Source organism: Alteromonas sp. S005, assembly GCF_036864475.1.
In the GTDB taxonomy this organism is placed as follows: Bacteria; Pseudomonadota; Gammaproteobacteria; order Enterobacterales; family Alteromonadaceae; genus Alteromonas.
Genome location: NZ_JAZETN010000017.1, coordinates 1 through 23,337, shown reverse-complemented (window position 1 = coordinate 23,337; position 23,337 = coordinate 1). Strand labels below are relative to the sequence as shown.

The window sequence follows — 23,337 nt, the reverse complement described above, 5'->3', positions numbered from 1 at the left end:
TTAAAATAAAAAAGATCAAAAAGCGCATAAAATAGCCGTCACAAATTGGACTTGTGCCGACTTGCTGGTAGAATCCGCGGTTTTCTACCTCTTAGTTTCAGGGCCCAACCGTGAGCGAAAATAAAACCTCTTTAAGTTACAAAGATGCAGGCGTAGATATCGATGCAGGCAACCAACTTGTTGAACGCATCAAATCAGTTACCAAGAAAACCCACAGACCAGAAGTAAAGGGTAATTTGGGTGGTTTTGGTGCTCTTTGCGAATTACCTACAAAATACAAAAAACCGCTACTTGTTTCAGGTACTGACGGCGTGGGTACAAAACTTAGAGTGGCTATGGATGCTAATCGCCATGACGGTGTGGGCATTGATCTTGTTGCAATGTGTGTTAACGACCTAATAGTACAAGGTGCTGAGCCGCTTTTTTTCTTAGACTATTACGCAACCGGTAAACTTGATGTTGACGTTGCAGCTTCCGTGGTTACTGGTATTGGTGCTGGGTGTGAACAGGCTGGGTGTGCACTTATTGGCGGTGAAACCGCTGAAATGCCTGGTATGTATCACGATGGCGATTACGACATTGCGGGCTTCTGCGTTGGTGTAGTTGAGGCTGACAACGTTATTGACGGCACGAAGGTTAAACCAGGCCAAAAACTTATTGCTTTAGGTTCGTCGGGTCCCCACTCAAACGGCTATTCGTTAGTAAGAAAAATTATCGAAGTAAGCGGCGCTGATGTAAATGCTGACCTAAACGGAAAGCCAATCATTGACCAGCTGCTTGAGCCTACTCGCATTTACGTTAAGTCGGTATTGGCTTTGCTTGAAGAGGTTCAAGTAAGCGCAATTTCACACATAACAGGTGGCGGCTTCTGGGAAAACATCCCTCGCGTACTTCCTGAAGATGCAAAAGTGGTCATTGATGAAAGCTCGTGGAAATGGCCTGCTATTTTCTCTTGGCTTCAAGAAAACGGTAACGTAACGCGCCATGAAATGTACCGCACGTTTAACTGTGGTGTTGGCTTAGTTATCGTTGTTGATGAAAGCGATACCGATGCGGCCCTAGACATTCTTAATCAACATGGTGAAAAGGCGTGGGTTATTGGTGACATCGCTGCAAAAGACGGCGAAGAGCAAGTAGAGATCAACGCGTGAGTAGTAATGTAACCAAAATTTGTGTCCTTATTTCTGGTAATGGCAGTAACTTACAGGCCATTATTGATGAGATTAAGGGCGGCCGTCTTAACGCTAAAATCAGCGGTGTAATTAGCAATCGCCCTAACGCTTATGGCCTTAAGCGAGCAAAAGAAGCGGGGATTGAAGCCGTGTGTCTCGATCACACTGATTTTGATACTCGTGAGTCTTATGACGAAGCACTTAAAGCACAAATTGATGCTTTTGGCGCAGACTGTGTTGTGCTTGCTGGCTTTATGCGCATCTTAACGCCAGAGTTTGTTGATAGCTTTGCTGGAAAATTAGTGAACATTCATCCATCTTTGTTGCCAAAGTACAAAGGTTTGAATACGCATCAGCGAGCTATCGACAATGGAGATAAAGAGCACGGCGTAAGTGTGCACTTTGTTACACCTGAACTTGATGGTGGTCCGGTTATCATTCAAAGTCGGGTACCTGTGTTTGATGAAGACACAGCTAGCGACTTGGCTGAGCGTGTTCAGGAACAAGAACGCCGCATTTATCCACTAGTGCTATCATGGTTTAGCGCTGGCAGATTATCAATGCGAAACAATAAGGCAGTTTTAGATGAGCAAGAACTACCAGAATCTGGTTATGCAAGCGATTAAGCCTTTTGCTTTGAGTGCCCTGTTAGCGGTATCCCTCTCAGGGAACGCGCAGACAATGTCCAGTGCAGAGAAAGCTGAGCTACCGCTTCAGCCTTATAAGGCTACGTATACCGCTTACAAATGGGGTGACGACGTAGGTGAAGCGAATATTGAGCTTTCGAAGTTAGGCAACCAACAATATTCCTTGATTTACACCTCCAAGGTCTCGAAGTTTTTCTTATCAGATAAGCGCAGCGAGCACTCGATCTTCACGGTAAACGAAGATACGGTTGTACCTTCTGAGTATTACTATAATCGCTCAGGAACTGGACCGGATAAAGAGCTAAAAGTAACGTTTAGTCAACAAGGTCAAGGGAAGATTGAAGTCGAAAATGGCGAAACCTTTGAATGGAACGGTGAATTTGATAATCAAATTTATCGAATAGATCTAGCTAAGCAGCTTGCCGAAGGTAAAACGTCTCTAGACTATAACTTTGTTAACTACCGTGGCGAGCTACGGCACTATGGCGTACAAGTGGTAGATGAAGAAATATTGTCATTGCCGTTTGGAAAAGTTGAAGCAGTTAAAGTGAAGCTTATCCGCGACTCCAAAAAACGAGAAACCTTTGCTTGGTTCGCACCTTCACTAAATTACACGCTAGTCAGGCTTCAGCAGTTTAAAGAAGGTGATGAGCAAGGTGATATCAAGCTTAAGTCGTTTGACTTGCTTTAAAGTATGCTAAAACGGCTCAACGCATTTTTCTGATAACTTATCTAATTGTGTATAAAGCACGCTCTAATTAAAAGTTAGGCGTGCTTTTTTATTATCACATTTCGACGGAAACTAGCTGCTACACTCATCTATAAACTGCATCGATTCATATTTTAAATCATCCGATATAACTAACGTCTATACTTAACTCTGGTAATGCTCACTACCCTATTATTTATGTCGTTGTTAATAGAATATTCATGTAAAAATCTTGATCTTTGCCTTATTAAATAATAGGTTTACAGCATGCTGGTCAGACCTCGGTTATAGACGTTTTTTACGAAAGCGTTTTGCAGGTCAGAGCGTATGACGAGCGTAACGTTTAACGCCTTTCAGGAGTGAAGTATGGCAGATTTTATATGGTTTTTACTGGTGGTTCTGACACTAGCGGTTGCTAGCTATCAGCGCACCAGCTTGGTAACGGCTGTTGCCATGGGCGCAGGTGTCATGATTTTAGGCACCCTTTTCGGTGATATCGGCCTCCTCGGTTGGGTAGTGTTTCTTGCTTTAACACTGCCATTCACACTTGTTAACATTAGACAACAGCATATTTCTAAGAAGCTGCTTGCTTTCTATCGCAAGGTTATGCCAGAAATGTCGAGCACTGAACAGGAAGCCATCGACGCAGGTACTGTTTGGTGGGACGGCGACATCTTTAGTGGTAAGCCTGATTGGGACAAGCTACATCGTATCCCTAGAGGCCGCTTAACTGCCGAAGAACAAGCGTTTTTAGACGGCCCCTGTGATGAAGTTTGTTCGATGGTTGATGAGTGGCAAATAAACCACAAAGATGCAGACCTTCCTCCTGAAATTTGGCAGTTCCTAAAAGAACACAAATTCTTCGCCATGATCATTAAAAAAGAATATGGCGGTCTTGAGTTCTCGGCTTACGCACAATCGCGCGTTCTGCAAAAACTTGCAGGCGTAAGCGCAGTGCTATCAAGCACGGTTGGTGTACCAAACTCACTAGGTCCAGGCGAACTTCTGCAACACTATGGTACGAAAGAGCAGCAGGACCACTATCTACCTCGCCTTGCAGCGGGTGAAGAAATTCCGTGTTTCGCATTAACAGGCCCCGAAGCGGGTTCTGACGCTGGCGCAATCCCTGATGTTGGTGTTGTTTGTAAGGGCGAATGGAACGGTGAAGAAGTGCTGGGTATGCGCCTTACTTTTAACAAGCGCTACATTACTCTTGCTCCTGTGGCTACCGTCATCGGGCTAGCGTTCAAACTGCAAGACCCTGAAGGTCTTCTTGGGGATAACAAAGAGCCTGGCATTACCTGTGCACTCATCCCTCGTGACACCAAAGGTCTAGAAATTGGCCGTCGCCACTTCCCTCTTAATACTCCATTCCAGAATGGTCCTATCAAGGGCGAACAAATCTTTGTGCCTATCGATTACATCATTGGTGGTCCGGCAATGGCAGGTCGTGGCTGGCGTATGCTTGTAGAGTGTTTATCAGTAGGTCGTTGTATTACCCTGCCTTCTTCTGCTGCTGGTGGCGCAAAATCTGTTTCACTTGCAACAGGTGCGTATGCACGTATTCGTCGTCAATTCCGCATGCCTGTAGGCCATATGGAAGGCGTTGAAGAAATGCTCGCGCGTATCGGTGGTAATGCGTACTTGATGGACGGCGTAACGCGCTTTTCAACAGTGGGTGTTGACCTAGGCGAGAAACCTTCAGTTATCTCGGCAATCTGTAAGTACCATTTAACTGAGAAAATGCGTCAAGTCATTAATGACTCGATGGATGTTCACGGCGGTAAAGGCGTAATGCTTGGGCCAAATAACTACCTAGGTCGTGGCTATCAAGGTGTGCCGGTATCAATTACAGTTGAAGGTGCAAACATTCTAACTCGTAACATGATGATTTTCGGTCAAGGCGCAATGCGATGTCACCCATACGTGCTTAAAGAAATTCAAGCTGCATCAATTGAAGATAAGAAAGAAGCGCTTCAAGCATTCGATAAAGCCGTATTCGGTCATATCGGCTTTGCGGTTGCTAACACGGTTCGCAGTATTTGGTTCTCATTAACCAATGGCGCGTTTAGCAGCGCACCATTTACAGATGAAACAGCGCGCTACTATAAGTTGCTTCAAGGTTATAGCGCTAACCTAGCTCTGCTTACTGATGTTTCTATGGGCGTACTTGGCGGTGACCTTAAGCGTCGCGAGCGTTTGTCTGCTCGTTTAGGCGATATTCTTAGTGGCCTATACATGGGCAGCACTACCTTGAAGCGTTTCGACGAAGAAGGTCGTTTGAAAGAAGATCTTCCGCTTCTTCATTGGGCAATGCAAACCACATTGCACGATATTGAAACTGCAATAGATGACTTCTTAGCGAACTTCCCTAACCGCGCAATTGCCGCAGCACTTCGCGTTATGGTTATTCCATTTGGTCGTCGTATTGGTAAGCCATCTGATAAAACAGAACATGCTATTGCGCAAATGCTTCAAACACCTTCAACTGCACGTAGCCGTTTAGGCTATGGCCAGTATCTGACACGTGAGGAAGGCAGTTTGTTTGGTGACCTTGAGCAAACTCTTGATGATGTATTAGCAAGCGAGCCTATCTTCGAGCGTATTTGTAAGCACAAAAAGGCCAAGCTACCGTTCACTCGATTGGACGTATTAGCTGACGAAGCGCTTGCTGAAGATGTTATTAATGAAGAAGAAGCGAACTTGCTACGCAAGACAGAAGCAGGAAGACTTCGCACTATCAATGTTGATGACTTCGATCATGAAGAGTTAGTAGCCAAAGTTAATTCTACAACTGCTGCTAAAAAACGTGGTGGTAAAGCTGCTTAATTCAAACCATAAACAAGGCCGCTAATGCGGCCTTTTTTTTGTCAAAAATTCATTATATCCACGCTCACTTTACTAATTGCACATGGTATTAGCTTTGTTAACCCGGTCACATGCAGTAATACAGAGCCCGCCAAAACCTTAACTTTATTCATTGATTTCGATTAAAGGGCAAAAACGCAAACTTTTGCACTGTAACCTACTCCTTAGTGAGACAGCTGAAATAAAGCAAAAGACATGGTTGAGAGAAGCTTGGACATCGTAATCTAGGGCGGCGAAGTTATTTTAAACGCTCTATTGCGTTTTGACATAAAAAAACCCCCAACAATTGGAATGTCCAACTAATGGGGGTCGCTTTATAATCCGGTTTTTTAGACTACGTGGATTTAGCTGAGCTGAAGTTTATCCATCAGCAACACGGCTTGTGTACGCGTATTAATTTCTAGCTTACGTAGTATAGCACTGATGTGCGCTTTGATTGTTGCTTCGGTAACGTTCATTTCATGAGCGATTTGCTTATTCATCAAGCCCGCTCTTAGGTAAGAAAGCACCTGAATTTGTTTTGGCGTTAGCTCACGGAAGCGCTGAAGCAGTACTTTCAATTCATCATCAACTTTCTCTAGCTCTTCTTCCATGCCCTCTGGAAGCCATTTTTTGCCAGCGATGATGTCTACGATAGCTTGAGCGATTTCTCGTGTTTCAGATACTTTAGGAATGAAGCCCTGTGCGCCCAAACTCATTACTTGCGCTACCACTTCTACCGTATCGCTGCCAGAAATGACGCCAACCGGAATATTAGGGTATTGCTCACGCAGTGTAATAAGGCCGTTAAAGTATTCACCACCAGGCATGTTTAGATCAAGAAGCACAAGCTCCACGCCGTCATATTCATTAAGCTTAGCCAATGCATCGTCCAAACTTCCAGCTTGAATTATCTGTGCATTCTCAAAGTAAGGTTCCAATGCGCCGCTCAATGCTTCGCGGAACAATGGGTGATCGTCTGCTACTAGAATTCTCGTCATTAGCGTTACTGCTTCCTTTTTGTATTATTGGTATAGATTAATACTTTAGAATAGTAACTAAAAGACCTAATACCGAAATATCATGTAAAAAACTAACAAATTTAGTGTTTTCCATTGGCATTTACGTATCAGGCGGTAAAATTGCGCACCAAATTAGCTAATAGAAGATTCACAGTGAAGAAGCACGACAATATTTACGCAAAGGCACTAAATAAAGTAGATGACTTTAAATTTGATGAGTCAGTCGTTGATGTTTTTCCTGATATGATTCAGCGTTCAGTACCTGGGTACGAAACGATTGTTCACACCATAGGTGAATTGGCTAAAACTGCCGTTACTCCAAATTCGGTGGTTTATGATCTTGGCTGTAGTTTAGGCGCTGCGAGTTTATCTGTTGCTAGGGCATTGCCAAAAGAGACATGTAAAATCATTGGTGTAGATGCATCTGAGGCAATGGTTGAACGCTGCAAACGCGTTATTCAAACATTTTCAATTCCAAACCCTATTTCTATCCAGCACGGCTTCGCACAAGACATTGAGATAAGAAATGCGTCCATGGTTGTGATGAACTTTACCCTGCAATTTATCCCTCCTGCAGAGAGAGAAGCACTATTAAAGCGCATTCATGACGGGTTAAACCCTGGCGGTATCCTAGTATTGTCAGAGAAAATTCGTCACCCTACCCTAAAGGGAAACGAGTTGCTTGTAGACTTACACCATCAATTTAAACGTGACAACGGATACAGCGAACTAGAAGTAAGCCAAAAGCGCGCTGCGCTAGAGAAAGTCATGTTGACCGATACCTTCAATGAACATGAAACGCGCCTGAAAAAAGCAGGGTTTGCGGACGTTGTAATGTGGTACAAGTGCTACAACTTTACGTCGATGGTCGCTATCAAGAGTTAGACACCAGTGCATGTCAGCGTCGCATTATTTAGATTTCAATATATATAAAGACAACTATGAGTAAACTAGAACAGACTTGGTTTAACGACTGCTTTAAATCGTTGATAGACAGCCCTCTTTCGCACTGGTTGCAAACCCTACCAGCCCAAATGGACGATTGGCAGCGAAACGCTAAGCATGGCGAATTTGATAAGTGGTGCCGTCTACTTGGAAAACTTCCTTCGACCTCACCAAGCCGTGTTGACCTGTCATCTAGCGTTTCGATAGGTACAAATAAAGACATTGATGAATACACTCAAAAGCAAATAGAAGGTTTGCTGAAACAGTTTATGCCCTGGCGTAAAGGGCCGTTCCATCTGCACGGAATTCACGTAGACACAGAGTGGCGTTCAGACTGGAAATGGGACCGTGTTGCACCTCACATTGCTTCATTAAAAGGCCGAAACGTTTTAGATGTAGGTTGTGGTAGTGGCTATCACATGTGGCGTATGCTGGGTGAAGGTGCCGATAAAGTGGTGGGTATAGATCCGACTCAACTGTTTCTCATTCAATTTCACGCCATTAAACAATTTATCAGTAATTCCTCAACGCCCTGTGACAACATTCACTTTTTGCCATTGGGCATTGAAGATATGCAGCCACTAAAAGCCTTTGACACTGTATTTTCTATGGGCGTGCTGTATCACCGTAAAGATCCTATGGCTTTTTTACAGCAGCTGAAAGATCAGCTAAGAAAAGGTGGGGAGCTAGTACTTGAGACCCTTGTTGTTGATGGTGACGAAAACACCGTGCTAATGGCCGGTGAGCGCTATGCTCAAATGCGAAACGTTTGGTTTTTACCGAGTACCGCCGCTCTTTCTGTATGGCTGGGTCGCCTTGGGTTTGAAAATATCCGCGCTGTGGATGTTAACCACACGACCCTAGACGAACAACGTGCAACGTCTTGGATGGAATCGCAATCTTTGAAAGATTTTCTCGATCCAGAAGATATTACTCGCACCATTGAAGGTTATCCTGCACCACAACGGGCCGTTATCGTAGCAAATAAGAAGTAATTCCTAGGGTACCTTGCAAGTTACCTGATTGGCACAAATGTTGTTATCTTAATCAAGAAGAACGTGCGAATTCTGCATTGATTAAGGTGACAACATGGATATACATAGCTTTTTAACGACGCACCAATTGCCAAGTAGCTATGCAGAAACTGCACAAAAATGGTTCACCCCATTATGTGAGCAGCTGCTAAAGCACCAAAAGGGTGCAAAAAAACCTTTTATCGTTGGTATAAACGGTAGTCAGGGTTCGGGAAAATCTACTCTGACCAGTTTTATCGAATCTTTCCTTTCATCGGACCACAATAAACAAGTTGTATCATTGTCTATTGACGACTTTTACTACGACCAATCTCAGCGCAATGCGCTTGCTATCAAAGTGCACCCGCTTTTGGCAACACGCGGTGTACCGGGCACGCACGACATAACCTTAGCTTTAAATACGCTTCGTAGTTTAGCCAAAGGTACACGGACCTCCCTACCTCGTTTTAACAAAGCAACGGACAACCCATTTCCGCAAGAGCAGTGGCCTGTCATAGAATCTTCACCTGATTTCATCATACTAGAAGGGTGGTGTGTAGGTGCGCCTCCTCAGGCTTCAGGCGACTTAAAACGCCCCGTCAACCACCTTGAAGAAGTTGAAGATCCACTAAGCATTTGGCGTTCATTCGTAAATACTGAATTAGCGGGTGACTATCAAACACTCTTCGAAAAAATTGACTATCGCATTATGCTTAAAGCACCCAGTTTCGATTGTGTTTACCAATGGCGTTTGGAACAAGAACATAAACTTGCCAAAAAAGCTTTGAAAGATAGTGACGGAATCATGTCTGATGAAGAAGTGGCAAACTTTGTGCAACACTATCAGCGTATTACTGAACACGCATTAGCGCATTTGCCTGAAATGTGCGATACCGTATTCTATCTTGATGAAACAAGAACAATAACTAAACAGGACGTAGAACGATGACGAAAACGCTTGTTTTCACCGATATGGACGGCACGCTGTTAGACCACCATACCTACTCTTTCGAGGCGGCGAAACCGGCTTTAACGGCATTAGAAGCACAAGACATTCCCGTTATTCCCACTACCAGTAAAACCTTTGCTGAATTACAGCCATTACGTGAACAAATTGGCTTAGACGGACCGTTCATTATTGAGAATGGCGCCGCTATCTTCATCCCTCACGGCTTTTTCAAACAAAAGCCTAGTGGCACGGTCTGGATAGACGGCTATTGGTGTAAAGCATTTATATCTAATAAAAATTACTGGATCAAATTACTAGAAAAAATTGGCGGCGAATTTGAGGGTAAATATAAGCAATTCTCAAAAATGTCGGTACCAGAAATTCAGGAATGTACAGATCTTGATGAACGTTCAGCATCACTGGCGGCTAAACGTCAGTTTGGCGAACCCGTATTATGGCTAGGCAGCGACGAAGAAAAACAGCGCTTTCTTAAAGTTGTAAAGGAGCGCGGCGCCTTTCCGTTAGAGGGTGGTCGTTTTATTCATGTTTCAGGTAATTGCGATAAAGGCCAAGCTCTTAAATGGCTAGCTAGTGAATATCAAAAGCAACATACCACCAAAGTTAACACCATCGCACTTGGCGATGGTAAGAATGACGTAGCAATGCTTGAAGCGGCGCACGTCCCAATTCGCATTTTATCACCGGTAAATCCTCCACCTGCTGTAAAAAAAGAAGAGGTCTATACCAGCACCCTAACCGGCCCTGAAGGCTGGAACGAAATGCTTACTCAATTGCTATCCCTATGATCAGGAGGACACATGGCTGATTTTTATCAAAATGGTGTGGTTACTACGTTACATAACTTGGCTCGTCGTCCTACCGAAGAGCTAGAAAAAGAGCTTTTACAGTTTTCGCAAAAGCGCCCTATGGCTCTTATTCTTCCGTCGCTTTTTTCTGAACTAGAAGGCGATGCACTTCCGCATATAGTCAATGAACTTACAGGCGTTCCCTATTTATCAGAAATTGTCATTGGTTTAGATCGAGCCAACGAAGATCAGTATAAACATGCGCTAAAATTCTTTGGAAAACTCCCTCAACACCACAGAGTTCTTTGGAACGATGGTCCGCGTCTAAAAGCCCTTGACGAAGAGCTTCAGTCTCAAGGTCTAGCGCCTAAAGAGTTAGGAAAAGGCCGCAATGTTTGGTATTGCATGGGCTATGTATTGGCGTCTAATCGTGCAGAATCTGTGGCATTACACGATTGCGATATTGTTACCTACGACAAAGACTTGCTTGCTAAGCTTATTTATCCTGTCGCTAACCCTATGTTCAACTATGAATTTTGTAAGGGATACTATGCACGTGTAGCGAACGGCAAAATTAATGGTCGTGTTTCACGCCTTCTTGTCACTCCCCTACTTCGCGCACTAAAACGCATTATGGGTGATAACGAGTACTTGGAATTTATGGACAGCTTTCGCTACCCACTTGCGGGTGAATTTTCGTTTAGAAGAGATGTTTTAAACGATATTCGTATACCGAGTGACTGGGGCTTAGAGATTGGCGTGTTGTCGGAAATGCACCGCAACTATTCTCACAACCGACTGTGCCAAGCGGATATATGTGATATTTACGACCATAAACACCAAGACCTTTCGCTTAATAACGATCAAGGTGGTTTGTCTAAGATGTCTATCGACATTACTAAAGCTATTTTCAGAAAGCTGGCAACGCAAGGCTACACATTTAGCAATGAAATGTTCCGGTCGATTAAAGCCACCTATTTTAGAATTGCGCTAGACTTTATAGAAACTTATCACAATGACGCGGTAATGAATGGACTGAGCTTAGACATTCACAGTGAAGAAAAAGCGGTAGAAATGTTCGCCAGCAATATTATGAAGGCGGGGCAAAACTTCTTAGAAAATCCGATGGAAACGCCGTTTATACCTAGCTGGAACCGCGTAACTAGTGCGGTACCTGATATTTTAGAAAGATTATTAGAAGCGGTCGAAGCCGATACTGCAGAATATATGGAGTAAGTAATATGGCATGGGATCAACTCCATGACAAAGTAAAACACCATTTAGAAAGTATTTATACTGATGTAACGCTAGACGTCTCGTACGAGACGCTAGCAACTGCTCTAATGAATACAATAGGCCTTCAGCAGCAAACGGACATTGCTTCACCTAAGTCACATCACAATTACTGGGATGAAGACGACATCATCATGATTACCTACGGTGATAGCGTTATCGACGAAGGTGAGCGCCCGTTGGTTACATTAAACAAGTTTTTACATCGTTATTGTAAGAACACAGTAAACAACGTGCATATTTTGCCATTTTTCCCCTACAGTTCAGACGATGGATTTTCGGTTATTGATTATTCCACCGTGAACGAATCTTTAGGCTCTTGGGAGGATGTTGAAGCCATAGCCGCTGATTACGGATTGATGACGGATTTAGTGATCAATCACTGCTCTGCAAGAAGCGCGTGGTTCGATAACTTTATCAAAGGCGAAGGGCCGGGATCTGACTTTTTTTTCACAGCCGAGCCAACCGATGACTTATCAATGGTAACGCGCCCGCGCGTGTCGCCATTACTTCGTGAAACAGAAACCGCAGACGGTACAAAACACGTTTGGTGTACCTTTAGTCACGACCAAGTCGACTTTGACTTTAGAAACCCCAAAGTGCTGCTGGCCTTTATTGATATTATCAAGCTTTACATCGATAAAGGCGCTAAAATTTTCCGTTTGGATGCCGTTGCATTTCTTTGGAAAATTGTAGGTACAAACTGTATAAACCTATTTCAAACCCACGAGGTTATTCGCTTAATAAGAACTCTTATCGAGCATGTTGACCCATCCATTATCATTATTACCGAGACCAATATTCCCAACAGGGAAAACCTTACATATTTTGGTAATGCAAACGAGGCTCACGCAATCTATAACTTTTCACTACCGCCTTTGCTTGTAAACACTCTAGTTACTGGTGACTGCTCGTACTTGAAAAGTTGGATGATGAGCATGCCGCCGGCACAAAACGGCACGGCTTATTTCAACTTTATTGCTTCTCATGACGGTATTGGGCTTCGCCCAGCCGAAGGTTTGCTCTCTGAAGAAGAAATATCTGATTTAGTTCATGCTATGCAGCACTTTGGAGGAAAAGTGTCATGGCGTGCATCTGAGCACGGACAGCAAAAACCTTATGAGATCAATATTACGCTATTTGACGCTCTGCAAGGCACTATTAAAGGTCCCGACAAATATCAGGTTGACCGCTTTATCTGCGCCCACGCCATTATGTTGGGTATGGAAGGCATTCCAGGTATTTACATTCACAGTTTACTTGGCACATCTAACGATTATGAGAAAGTTGCTAATACCGGCCAAAATCGCTCTATAAATAGGAAGAGGTGGGACTTTGGTGAGTTAGAGGCCCTGTTGGACTCACCTTTCTCTCAACATCATAAAGTACTCACGCGAATTTCGCAGCTGATACGCATACGTAAAGCACAGCCTGCTTTCCACCCCAACGCTACACAATTTACTTTACAGCTCGGTAATCAATTATTCGGTTACTGGCGTCAAAGCTTGGATAGAAAGCAAAGTATTTTCTGTGTTAGCAATATTTCGGACGAAGAACAAACTATTCTACTGTCTGACATCAACCTTATTGGTACCGATAATTGGATCGATCTCGTTACTCGCGATGAGATACAACTATCAAGTGGTTTCTTGCAAATGAAACCTTATCAAGTACTTTGGATAAGCAACCAAGATTTTGAGTAAATAGCTGAAAAATCTACCGCGGTATGGATACTGCGGTGTTATGCTTCCTTCACTAATTAGTTAATCAAGTTTTTAATGCAAGAGATTAATACCTTTCTTTTCGACTTAGACGGAACCCTTGTCGATTCCGTGCCAGATCTAGCTACCGCTCTTAATAAAATGCTAAGTGATCATCAACTACCGACTTATGACGAGCACGTCATACGACACTGGGTAGGGAATGGTGCTCGGGTTCTTGTGGAACGTGGGTTGAGTGGTGGGGCGGAGATTAATCACCACCACATGCAATCTGATGTTGACGCTTTATTAGAAAATTTCCTGTTCTATTACCGAACGTTAGACACTAAAAGCACCGCGCTTTACGAAGGTGTATTCGACACGCTTCATACGTTAAAACAGCGTGGTTGTACGCTAGCATTAATAACTAACAAGCCTTCAGAGTTTATTGAGCCTATTTTGTCTTCATTCTCTTTGTCGTCTCTGTTCTCACTTACTATCGGCGGTGACAGTTTATCGGAGAAAAAGCCGTCGGCCCTACCCCTTTTGCATGCCTGTGAACAACTTAACATCTCGCCTTCACAGTGCGTAATGGTAGGTGACTCCAAGAACGATATTCTTGCTGCAAAAGCCGCCAATATAAAAAGTATTGGCCTTACCTATGGCTACAATTACGGCGAAAGTATTGCGACCTATCAACCTGACTGGGTGTTTGACAGCTTTAGTGAAATCCTGACACTGCATTATTGATAAAACTCTACAGATGTCACTTGGGTAGAATCCGTGACTGCGCTTTACACGCATTGCTAGCTACTTTCTTTGATTTCACGCTTTAACCTTTGGTATAAGGTGTCTTTTTCTGTAATATCCGCCTGTTAAATAATTAATTGGAGTTGTTGGTATGTCATCTAAATGGCTTTCACTTGAAGAAGCCCTTACTAAAGCGCTTAACGCTGCAGAAACGATAAGCGACATTGAACATGTGAGTATTTTTGACGCCAACAACCGCATCTTAGCCGAAGATGTTATTGCTCATATTGATGTCCCCCCTTGGGACAACTCGGCGATGGACGGCTACGCCGTTAACGTTGAAGGCCTTTCTGATAGTACTGAGCTTGAAGTGCAAGGTGTTATTACCGCAGGCATGAGCGCTGACGAGCCGCTTGAAAATGGCAAAGCGTTTAAAATAATGACTGGCGCGCCAATTCCAGATAATGCCAATGCCGTCGTGATGGTAGAAAATACTGAAAGCCGCGGTGAGGCTGTAGTCATAAACAAACTTCCCTCTGCGAAAGAGAATATTCGCAAAAAAGCCAATGATATTGCTTGTGGCGATACCCTCATTAGTAAAGGCACCCGCCTTCACGCCGAGCATCTTATGTTGCTTTCCTCTCAGGGAAATAGCACCGTAGCGGTTTACCGAAAACTCCGCGTTGGAGTGGTAGCAACGGGTTCTGAACTAGCTGCCCCTGGTGACGCCCTTAAACCAACACAAATTTTCGAGTCGAACCGTGTGGGTGTGAGCAGCATATTACGCAATGAAAATGTAGAGCTTGTAGATTTTGGTATTGTACAAGATGACGAAACCTCTTTGCGTAAACTTTTTATTGAAGCCAGCGAGCGTGTTGACGTGATGGTAAGTAGCGGTGGTGTTTCAGTTGGCGACGCAGACTATGTTAAAGATATCATCGCTGAATTAGGTGCTATCGATTTTTGGAAAGTTGCGGTTAAACCTGGCAAGCCTTTCGCTTTAGGCAAAATTAATAATACCTTGTTTTGTGGTTTGCCGGGCAACCCCGTTTCTTCATTTGTCACGGCCAAGTTACTGGTTGTGCCCGTTATCAAGAAAATGCAGGGCCAAGCACAAAGACATGAGCCGTTTTTTGTGAACGCGACGATTACCACACCGCTTAAACGCCGTGCGGGCCGACGAGATTTCCAGCGCGCAACTATGGTAAAAAACGACCAGGGAGAATGGGAAGTCACGCCGTTTAAATCACAAAGCTCTGGTGTTATGACGTCAATCACCTCTGCCAACTGCCTTATGATAGTCCATGAAGATACCAGTGAGCTAAAAGCCGGCGACACAGTTCCTGTTATGCCGTTGCATTTTTAAAACGGATATTGCTTTAGCGCATTTTTTTCGCAATTCAGTTTTGTGGCTGTATTTATTCAGAAGCCTTTATCAAAACGTTACGCGAAACAATTAAACATTATTCTTCTCGCTCATTGCGACCCATACAGAGACACATTACCGTGAATAAGAAACGCTTTCTTGTAGAAGGAAGAGATATTTTAAAGCTAGCCTGGCCATTGCTAGTTGCACAAATTACACAAATGCTAATGGGCGTAAGCGATACGATTATGGCAGGACGTTACAGCGCTACCGACATGGCAGCAGTGGCCCTTGGATTTAGCATAACCGTACCGCTTCTGTGTTTTATACAAGGTATAGCCCTTGCGCTTCCCCCTATTATCTCACGCTTACAGGGCAACAAAAGTATTAGCAGCATTGCTGATGCCAGTCAGCAAGCAGGTTACCTAATTTTCTTTGTAGGACTAGTAATAGCAGGGTTAATTCCTTTTACTGAAAATATGGTAGCGCTTTTCCCTATGGCGCCTGAACTGCACAGCATTACGGTAGACTACGTGCTTTACGTACTATTTGCCATGCCGGGGTTCGCACTGTACCAATGGCTTAGAAACTATTGTGAAGGCTTAGGTAAAACCAAGCCAACGATGATCATTACCGTTATTGGCTTAATGGCTAATATTGTTGGAAACTACCTATTTATATACGGTGTTGGCCCGCTGCCTGCTATGGGCGGCGCAGGTTGTGGTATAGCTACGGCCATTGTTATTTATACCATGCTGATTGCAACTTTCATTTACGTGCGTTTCGCCCCGGCCTTGCAAAAATATAATTTGTTTAGCCAGCTGTACAAGCCAGACATGGTAACTATAAGCCGAACCTTTAAAATGGGGTTGCCTATCGCCATGACAATTTTGTTCGAAGTAACGCTGTTTTCACTAGTTGCATTGTTACTAGCACCATTTGGCGCCACTACGGTAGCGGCCCACCAAGTTGCCCTGAATTTCTCCGCGCTTATGTTTATGTTTCCTATGAGTATTGGGATGGCTGCCGCGATTCGCATTGGGTATCGCATTGGGCAAAGAAATCAGCGTCAGGCTAAAATAGCAGCCCGTACCGCTATTTTTATCGGCTTTTTCACCTCAGCATGTACGGCGAGTTTCACTCTGCTGGCTAAAGGTTTCATTATTGGGCTATATACCAGCGACGATGCTGTTTACACGTTAGCTAACGCGCTACTCATATACGCTGCACTGTTTCAGCTATCAGACGCTGTTCAGGTTATCTCTGCCAATGCATTACGCGGCTACAAAGATACTACAGCGATGTTTATCATTACCTTTGTGTCGTACTGGCTAATAGGTCTTCCTACTGGTGTAGTTTTGGGAAGAACTGACTGGATAACAGCTGAGCCGATGGCTGCTGCAGGGTTCTGGATTGGATTTATCGTAGGCCTAAGTGCGGCAGCAGTAATGCTTGGGGCGCGCCTTCTTTATATTCAACGACCAAGTGCAGCCCATCGTATAGCGAATGCGTAAACGCGTTCAACGTTTTGACTAGATAAGAAAGACGGGGCCGTTAATTCCGTCTTTTGAATATGTCCCAATCTTGCGGGGTGTCTATATCGAATTGTGCATTGGGTATAGACACAGCCCTTACTTTCCCTAACTTCGCATACCTTTTAATGATTGGCTTAGCACCGGTATCTCCCTGTAGCGCTAATAGTTCGCTAAACATCGACTCTGGAAAAATAGCAGGCACTGTTAACCGACTATTAGGTTCTCCATCCTTCTGCCATTCGCTACACACTATGTGGTTTGGGTAAGCTTTAGAAGCATCAATAAGGAGAGTAAGATCCTGTATGTTAAGGCTTGGCAAGTCAGCGAGGGTAAAAAGTACGTGTGAAGGCTTGGTGTTCGGCAATGCTAGGTTCAGCACATGTGTAAGCCCACTGCGAATACTTGACGCTATCCCCTCTCCCCACTGTTTATTGTGTATCACCTCAATGGGAGTTTCAGTTGGACAACAAAAAGTCTCAGCCAACTGCGAACTAACGCTGTCGTGCCATTTACCTACTACAACCGTGACAGGATGTTTACTCATTGACCCTATTACATCGCGAGCGCGAATAACAATATTAGCACTATGCTGAACAAGCGGTAATTTTGTAACAGGATGCTTTGACAAGAGTTTATTGCCGTCATAGCGGGAACTCTGCCCGCCTGCAAGTAAAACAAAACCTAAGCAATAAACATCCGAACTCAATGTAACACCTATTAGTTAATGCGCTTTATCAAGACAAACGAAAAATCACTAACGTCGCAATAAAACCCATTTTTTTATTAACGCGCTTGTGCCAGCGCAGTATACGGGTGTGCATAATAGCCTTGCTCCCTAAAATGATTTAACGGCTTCTACTAAGCCCTTTAATCGCTTCCGTTAACCCTTCAAGGGTCAGCCCATACATTCTGTCTTCCATTATTTCGCGAATAATTTTAACAGACGAATAATACGGCCAATAATTTTCAGGCTGCGGGTTTAGCCATACCGCGTTATTAAAATGGTTTAACAAACGCTGCATCCATACGCTACCTGGCTCTTCATTCCAATGCTCTACACTGCCCCCTGGGTAGGTAATTTCATATGGCCCCATGGTAGCGTCACCTACAAAGATAACCTTATAGTCTTTGCCGTATCGATGAATGATATCCCAGATTGGAATACGCTCTTTATTACGGCGAAGATTATCTTTCCACACTTCCTCATACACGCAATTATGAAAGTAAAAGTACTCGAGGTACTTAAACTCGGTTTGCACTGCTGAAAAAAGCTCTTGGGTGCTCTTAACGTGAGGGTCCATTGAGCCACCCACATCAAAAAACATTAGCACCTTTACCGCGTTATGACGTTCTGGCGCCATATGAATATCGAGCAAGCCACCTTTTTTCGCGGTTTCGCCTATCGTCGTAGGCACATCTAAATGCTCGCTTGCGCCGGTGCGAGCAAACTTGCGCAGCTTTCTAAGGGCAACTTTAATATTACGCGTACCCAGTTCTACATCCGAGCTTAAGTTTTTAAACTCGCGCTTATCCCACACTTTAGCCGCCGAGAACTTTCTATTGCCCTTTTGCCCTATTCGCACGCCTTCTGGATTGTCGCCATACGCACCAAAGGGCGAAGTTCCGCCGGTGCCAACCCATTTATTCCCACCTTGGTGACGCTTTTCTTGTTCTTCTAAGCGTTTCTTCAAGGTTTCCATCAGTTCGTCGAGACCGCCCGCCTTACGGAGCGCCTCGCGCTCTTCTGGGCTCAAGTTTTTCTCGGTTTTCTTACGAAGCCATTCTTCAGGAATGTCTTTACCGAACAAGTCGATAGATTCAACACCTTCAAAATATTCAGCAAACGCCCTGTCGAACTTATCGTACTGAGTTTCGTCCTTCACCATTATGGTACGCGACAAACTGTAGAACGCTTCGATATCGGCATACACCACGTGCTTTTCTAGCGCGCTAAGCAAATCCAGCAACTCGCGCAGCGTGGTTTTAACCTGATATTTTCGCAGTGTATAAAAAAACTGAATAAGCATTAGCGACGCGCCATAAAGACCAGTTTTTCAAACAAATGTATGTCTTGTTCGTTTTTAAGTAGTGCCCCGTAAAGCGGTGGAATAGCTGCTTTACCGTCTTTTGAATGCAGCGCCTCAGGTGGAATATCTTCAGCAACTAGTAGCTTCAACCAGTCGATAAGTTCAGACGTAGAAGGCTTTTTCTTAAGCCCTGGAACATCGCGAATTTCAAAGAAGGCCTTTAACGCTTCATCAAGCAGCTTTTTCTTTAAATCTGGGAAATGCACGTTAACGATTTCTTGCATGTCCTCTGGATTTGGGAATTGAATGTAGTGGAAAAAACAGCGGCGCAAGAAAGCATCTGGCAGCTCTTTTTCGTTGTTCGATGTAATAATAACAATTGGACGCTGCTTCGCGACTACACGTTCTTGTGTTTCGTATACGAAAAACTCCATTTTATCGAGCTCTAGTAATAAATCGTTCGGAAACTCAATGTCTGCTTTGTCGATTTCGTCAATCAGAAGTACCGGGCGCTTTTCTGCACTAAACGCTTGCCACAACTTTCCTTTTACGATGTAGTTGCCTATATCGTGAACACGGTCATCGCCAAGTTGAGAGTCACGAAGGCGCGATACTGCATCGTATTCGTACAAACCCTGCTGCGCTTTGGTGGTTGATTTGATGTGCCACTGAATTAATTCGGTGCCTAAACTCTCGGCCAACTCTTCAGCAAGCATGGTTTTACCCGTGCCTGGCTCGCCCTTGATTAAAAGCGGACGTTCTAACGTGATGGCAGCATTAACCGCCAATTGTAAGTCTTTGGTTGCGATATAATTAGACGTGCCACTAAAAGCCATTATTGTTGTACTCCGTATAATTTTTCGTCTTTGCAATTTTAACTATAATATCAAGGCCTTCTCATGATTGCCCATAGATATAACATATAGCTAAAAAGCACTTTGCATTTTACTGATTGGGACCAATGATATAGGGGTATGACGAAATCCCCTAATTCAGGCTGTGAATTATTAACTATCACACGCGTTGAATTATTAACTACTAAAAAGGTCGTACAGATCACGACAGACGGGGTTTCCTGTAAAATAAGGAACGAGGTAAGGATTTATAATGAACGTATTTGACGACAATTCCCTATCTATTGGCCGCACGCCACTAGTTAAGCTAAATCGCGTAACATCAGGTAATGTATACGCAAAAATTGAATCGCGTAACCCAAGCTTCAGCGTTAAGTGCCGTATTGGCGCTAACATGATTTGGGATGCTGAAAAGCGCGGTGTCCTTACCGAAGGTAAAGAAATTGTAGAGCCGACCAGTGGTAACACAGGTATCGCGTTAGCATTTGTTGCGGCTTCTCGCGGTTACAAGCTAACGCTAACCATGCCTAGCAGCATGAGCCTTGAACGCCGTAAACTTCTAAAAGCATTGGGCGCAAACCTTGTACTTACCGAAGCACCTAAGGGCATGAAAGGTGCGGTTGCCGCTGCACAAGAAATTGTTGCGTCAGACCCAGACAAGTACGTACTGCTTCAACAATTCGACAACCCGGCTAACCCCGCTATTCACGAAAAAACGACGGGCCCTGAAATTTGGGAAGATACCGACGGTAAAGTTGACGCGTTTGTAGCAGGTGTAGGTACGGGTGGTACTATTACGGGTGTAAGTCGCTACCTTAAGAACACAAAAGGCAAAGCGATCACTTCTATTGCCGTTGAGCCAACAGACTCACCAGTAATTACCCAAGCGCTTGCGGGTGAAGAACTTACGCCTGGACCACATAAAATTCAGGGTATTGGCGCAGGTTTCATTCCAGGTAACCTAGACTTGGACCTAATTGACGAAGTTGAACAAGTAACTAACGACGAATGTATGGACATGGCGCGCAAGCTAATGACTGACGAAGGTATTCTAGCGGGTATCTCTTCTGGTGCTGCCGTTGTTGCCGCTAAGCGTTTCGCTGAACGTCCAGAAAACAAAGACAAAGTGGTTGTGGTACTGCTGGCAAGTGGTACAGAACGTTACTTAAGCAGCCCACTATTTGCCGGTGCATTTGACGAGCAAGAAGAAGTGCAATAATTGCCTTCTAATTTCAACAACTCTAAAAACGAGGCCTAGCGTCTCGTTTTTTTATGCTTCTGATTACAACCCGTCTACAACATCAATTTGTAAAATCCTATCGTCATTTTGCTTTTATACAGGTTTTTGTGAATAATCCGCTTAGCAAACTTCTTGGCAGTCGTTACATTGACTTAGTTAAGATATGAAACTATCAATAAGAAACGGACCTCTTTTTATTAAGGTAACCCAAATGAAAACGCGTATGCAGTACGCCCTATTAGGGCTCTTTACAGTTTTGATTTTATCGGCTTGTGGTGAGAAAAAAGAAGGAATTGGGCGGTATGGCATGCTTGACGAAAGCACACCTGAATACACCACAGTTATGTTCCTCAAAAGCGTTTACGAAGACGACAATCTTGACACAGCAATACGCCTATCCAGTGAAAAAATGTCCCGCATACTGACGCGATACCACACCAATAGTAACGTTCAACGACATCTGCTTAATTTGAAGTACGACACTGTAACCGTAACCCCGCAAAGTGCTGGTAAAATTGGCAGAAACGAATTTGCAGAGAAATCCACTATTACCGTATTTTTGAGCGGAAACTACAACGGTGACAAAGTAGAAGACCTAAGAAGCCTAGATTTGATAAAAGAAGGCGGCGAATGGAAGGTAAACAAAATTCACCCAGACGCTTATTTATGACGAGCAGAATGACAACTGTTTTTATATACAGTTAACCAATAATTTTATTATACGAAAAATAAAAAGGATTTTTTCCGACTTTCCTGCTCAAGAGTGATGCTTTTTTATTTAAAGGTTTGTTTTAGGGTGATAACTTGAAACAACATCAAACTGATATACGGATATTTTCCATCTTGCATAAAGGATTTTTTCCGTAAACTAAATTGTTATACGCAATTAGTCAGAATAACTTTTTAACATCGCGATAAAAGTTTTCATGAGAGCCAAGTGCAATCAACTCAAGTATTACAGTGCCATCCTCGTAGCTGTAGCCTAATAAGGTTAACTGCTTAACCATCTTGAACTTGTGCACGCGAAGAAAGGCCAGGTCGCCTTTTTTCTGCTCACCTAGAAGAGGATCGGCCATTAGTTCCTTAACGGCTTTATCCAAATCTTTTTTCTGATTCTGATGTAACTTCTTTACTGCTCTCTTAAAATTAGCTGTCTGTAAAACACTTGTAATCTTAGCCAAAATCGTAAGGCTCCAATTTTCCAGCCTCTTTTTCAGCTTTGGAAATAATTGCCTGTTTCACGAATTCGTAGGGCAAATCAGGGTTATCTTCCATCATTTCACCTATCTTTGCCCAATGCTCAATCTGTTTTGGCATAGTTCGATTTAGTGCTTTTCCCATGATTGTAGCTTTCTCAACTAGATCTTGGTCTAGTCTTACGCTCGCGGTTGCCATAATATGTCTCCTAATGATTACCCATTACATTGTAGCAATACGCTACAGGTGTGGCAAATTGCGCATAACAAACGCATTAACACTCGCTGCGCTCGCTAGGGACAAAAACACGTAGGCTCCCTGCGCTTCGCTTGGTATTGTAGCCTACGTATTTTTGCCTGTTATGCGGGTGTTATGTTCTTTGGAGAATTCTAATTAAAGCGAAGTTTGTACTACCTCTCATATCAGTGTTAGCGTTGTTACCCTGCTACTTCTCATTTATTGGTATCCAAGGCTTCATTAATAACCCTGATAGCCCGAGTAGACAGGAATATCTTTATCTAATTGGGCTAGCCGTTGTTCAATGTGCTTTACTATTTTTGGTGTTTTTGTTCTTCGTCTATTTTTTGCGAAAACAGGTCAACTTTAAATTGCTATCTTGTTGTTTAGTGCCATTCCTTTTCTCTGCTGCATCTGGGGTTTTTGCACATTTAAATGGTGTTCCATGGTAGCGAACGAACATAACAAGGCGCTTAACACGTGTGCCACTGCGTACCACACTGGGACAGTAACGCAGCGGCGCTTCGCGATTATGCCGCTACGTCACTGCCCGTTAGCTTATCGTTAGGTGCTTCAAGTAAAACCATGTATCACAAATATTTTCAGAATTCGGAAGTTAAATCTGAATTTAAAAAGGAATTCATTTCCTTATGGTCTGGTTGGCTCGGTGAAAACAACCAGTACAAACTGGATTCGGTTACTAAGCATGAGTGGCAAAGATTCTACAATTTCTTAGCTCTTTTAGAGAGTAAGTTTCAAATTCAAAAGGTAAATTGCAACACTGAAACTCTAACTAAAATTACCGATGTTTCAGCTATTCTTGATAGCTACGAACAGTCATTAAATAAAGACTCTTCACAGTTTTACCAGTTTGTAATTCCAGAACTAGAATGCGTTATCTCAGAAGAATGGGATTACACCTATATTGTTTGGTATCGTAACAGTAAGACGATAGCGACTTTAGCTCCTTACATTAAAAAAGCAGGTCTGTCTCATTTTTCATAAACGCACCTAACAATCGCATAAAC

At 43.5% G+C, this 23,337-nt stretch carries 22 protein-coding genes; 16 read left to right on the top strand and 6 right to left on the bottom strand.

The window, feature by feature from the left end; all coding sequences use genetic code 11:
• The first annotated feature begins 110 nt into the window (after positions 1-110).
• From purM to fadE, 4 genes are all read left to right on the top strand, one after another.
• Positions 111-1,151, top strand: coding sequence for a phosphoribosylformylglycinamidine cyclo-ligase (gene purM, locus V7R55_RS16565; protein WP_334060374.1), 1,041 nt, complete (start codon positions 111-113; stop codon positions 1,149-1,151).
• On the top strand, positions 1,148-1,798 hold the full coding sequence (purN, locus tag V7R55_RS16560; protein WP_334060373.1) for a phosphoribosylglycinamide formyltransferase: 651 nt from the start codon (positions 1,148-1,150) through the stop codon (positions 1,796-1,798). Before purM ends, purN begins: the two co-directional genes overlap by 4 nt.
• Entirely contained in the window at positions 1,758-2,510 is a 753-nt protein-coding gene (locus V7R55_RS16555) for a DUF3108 domain-containing protein (protein WP_334060372.1), read from the top strand. The genes purN and V7R55_RS16555 overlap by 41 nt, the downstream gene beginning before the upstream one ends.
• Positions 2,511-2,894: 384 nt before the next feature.
• Entirely contained in the window at positions 2,895-5,357 is a 2,463-nt protein-coding gene (gene fadE / locus V7R55_RS16550; RefSeq protein ID WP_334060371.1) for an acyl-CoA dehydrogenase FadE, read from the top strand.
• A gap of 383 nt (positions 5,358-5,740) precedes the next feature.
• Here the strand turns inward: fadE and V7R55_RS16545 are convergent, their stop codons facing one another.
• The gene (locus V7R55_RS16545) at positions 5,741-6,376 is read right to left on the bottom strand and encodes a response regulator transcription factor (RefSeq protein ID WP_334060370.1); all 636 of its coding nucleotides are present in this window, start codon (positions 6,374-6,376) and stop codon (positions 5,741-5,743) included.
• Positions 6,377-6,550: 174 nt separating this feature from the next.
• On the opposite strand from V7R55_RS16545, the gene cmoA reads away from it, so the two are divergent.
• The 9 genes from cmoA to V7R55_RS16500 all read left to right on the top strand — a co-directional run bounded on the left by cmoA (position 6,551) and on the right by V7R55_RS16500 (position 16,733).
• The gene (gene cmoA, locus V7R55_RS16540) at positions 6,551-7,282 is read left to right on the top strand and encodes a carboxy-S-adenosyl-L-methionine synthase CmoA (protein ID WP_334060369.1); all 732 of its coding nucleotides are present in this window, start codon (positions 6,551-6,553) and stop codon (positions 7,280-7,282) included.
• Between the two features lie 56 nt (positions 7,283-7,338).
• Positions 7,339-8,337, top strand: a complete 999-nt coding sequence (cmoB, locus tag V7R55_RS16535) for a tRNA 5-methoxyuridine(34)/uridine 5-oxyacetic acid(34) synthase CmoB (RefSeq protein WP_334060368.1) — start codon at positions 7,339-7,341, stop codon at positions 8,335-8,337.
• A 94-nt stretch (positions 8,338-8,431) separates the two neighbouring features.
• Positions 8,432-9,304, top strand: a complete 873-nt coding sequence (locus V7R55_RS16530) for a kinase (RefSeq protein WP_334060367.1) — start codon at positions 8,432-8,434, stop codon at positions 9,302-9,304.
• On the top strand, positions 9,301-10,110 hold the full coding sequence (locus V7R55_RS16525; RefSeq protein WP_334060366.1) for an HAD-IIB family hydrolase: 810 nt from the start codon (positions 9,301-9,303) through the stop codon (positions 10,108-10,110). The genes V7R55_RS16530 and V7R55_RS16525 overlap by 4 nt, the downstream gene beginning before the upstream one ends.
• A gap of 12 nt (positions 10,111-10,122) precedes the next feature.
• Positions 10,123-11,346, top strand: a complete 1,224-nt coding sequence (locus V7R55_RS16520; protein WP_334060365.1) for a glycosyl transferase — start codon at positions 10,123-10,125, stop codon at positions 11,344-11,346.
• 5 nt (positions 11,347-11,351) lie between these two features.
• Positions 11,352-13,106 (top strand): sugar phosphorylase, encoded by a 1,755-nt coding sequence (locus tag V7R55_RS16515; RefSeq protein WP_334060364.1) that lies wholly within the window; start codon positions 11,352-11,354, stop codon positions 13,104-13,106.
• Between the two features lie 75 nt (positions 13,107-13,181).
• Positions 13,182-13,853: a phosphoglycolate phosphatase gene (locus V7R55_RS16510; RefSeq protein WP_334060363.1), complete on the top strand. Its 672-nt coding sequence runs from the start codon at positions 13,182-13,184 to the stop codon at positions 13,851-13,853.
• A 151-nt stretch (positions 13,854-14,004) separates the two neighbouring features.
• Positions 14,005-15,219: a molybdopterin molybdotransferase MoeA gene (gene moeA, locus V7R55_RS16505; RefSeq protein ID WP_334060362.1), complete on the top strand. Its 1,215-nt coding sequence runs from the start codon at positions 14,005-14,007 to the stop codon at positions 15,217-15,219.
• A 140-nt stretch (positions 15,220-15,359) separates the two neighbouring features.
• Entirely contained in the window at positions 15,360-16,733 is a 1,374-nt protein-coding gene (locus V7R55_RS16500; RefSeq protein ID WP_334060361.1) for an MATE family efflux transporter, read from the top strand.
• 40 nt (positions 16,734-16,773) lie between these two features.
• Here V7R55_RS16500 and V7R55_RS16495 read toward each other — a convergent pair whose 3' ends face one another.
• From V7R55_RS16495 to V7R55_RS16485, 3 genes are all read right to left on the bottom strand, one after another.
• Positions 16,774-17,460 carry a nucleotidyltransferase family protein gene (locus tag V7R55_RS16495; RefSeq protein WP_334060360.1) on the bottom strand — a complete coding sequence of 229 codons (687 nt, stop codon included), beginning with the start codon at positions 17,458-17,460 and terminating at the stop codon, positions 16,774-16,776.
• A gap of 139 nt (positions 17,461-17,599) precedes the next feature.
• On the bottom strand, positions 17,600-18,781 hold the full coding sequence (locus V7R55_RS16490; RefSeq protein ID WP_334060359.1) for a vWA domain-containing protein: 1,182 nt from the start codon (positions 18,779-18,781) through the stop codon (positions 17,600-17,602).
• The gene (locus V7R55_RS16485) at positions 18,781-19,617 is read right to left on the bottom strand and encodes an AAA family ATPase (protein WP_334060358.1); all 837 of its coding nucleotides are present in this window, start codon (positions 19,615-19,617) and stop codon (positions 18,781-18,783) included. Before V7R55_RS16485 ends, V7R55_RS16490 begins: the two co-directional genes overlap by 1 nt.
• A 271-nt stretch (positions 19,618-19,888) precedes the next feature.
• On the opposite strand from V7R55_RS16485, the gene cysK reads away from it, so the two are divergent.
• Positions 19,889-20,854 carry a cysteine synthase A gene (gene cysK / locus V7R55_RS16480; RefSeq protein ID WP_334060357.1) on the top strand — a complete coding sequence of 322 codons (966 nt, stop codon included), beginning with the start codon at positions 19,889-19,891 and terminating at the stop codon, positions 20,852-20,854.
• A gap of 232 nt (positions 20,855-21,086) precedes the next feature.
• Positions 21,087-21,545 carry a hypothetical protein gene (locus tag V7R55_RS16475; RefSeq protein WP_334060356.1) on the top strand — a complete coding sequence of 153 codons (459 nt, stop codon included), beginning with the start codon at positions 21,087-21,089 and terminating at the stop codon, positions 21,543-21,545.
• Between the two features lie 220 nt (positions 21,546-21,765).
• On the opposite strand, the gene V7R55_RS16470 is transcribed toward V7R55_RS16475, so the two are convergent.
• Positions 21,766-22,056, bottom strand: coding sequence for a type II toxin-antitoxin system RelE/ParE family toxin (locus V7R55_RS16470; RefSeq protein ID WP_159120624.1), 291 nt, complete (start codon positions 22,054-22,056; stop codon positions 21,766-21,768).
• Positions 22,049-22,270 carry a TA system antitoxin ParD family protein gene (locus tag V7R55_RS16465; protein WP_012518669.1) on the bottom strand — a complete coding sequence of 74 codons (222 nt, stop codon included), beginning with the start codon at positions 22,268-22,270 and terminating at the stop codon, positions 22,049-22,051. The genes V7R55_RS16470 and V7R55_RS16465 overlap by 8 nt, the downstream gene beginning before the upstream one ends.
• A gap of 519 nt (positions 22,271-22,789) precedes the next feature.
• Here V7R55_RS16465 and V7R55_RS16460 point away from each other — a divergent pair.
• Complete coding sequence (locus tag V7R55_RS16460; RefSeq protein ID WP_334060355.1) at positions 22,790-23,314, top strand: hypothetical protein; 525 nt, start codon at positions 22,790-22,792, stop codon at positions 23,312-23,314.
• Positions 23,315-23,337: the final 23 nt, after the last annotated feature.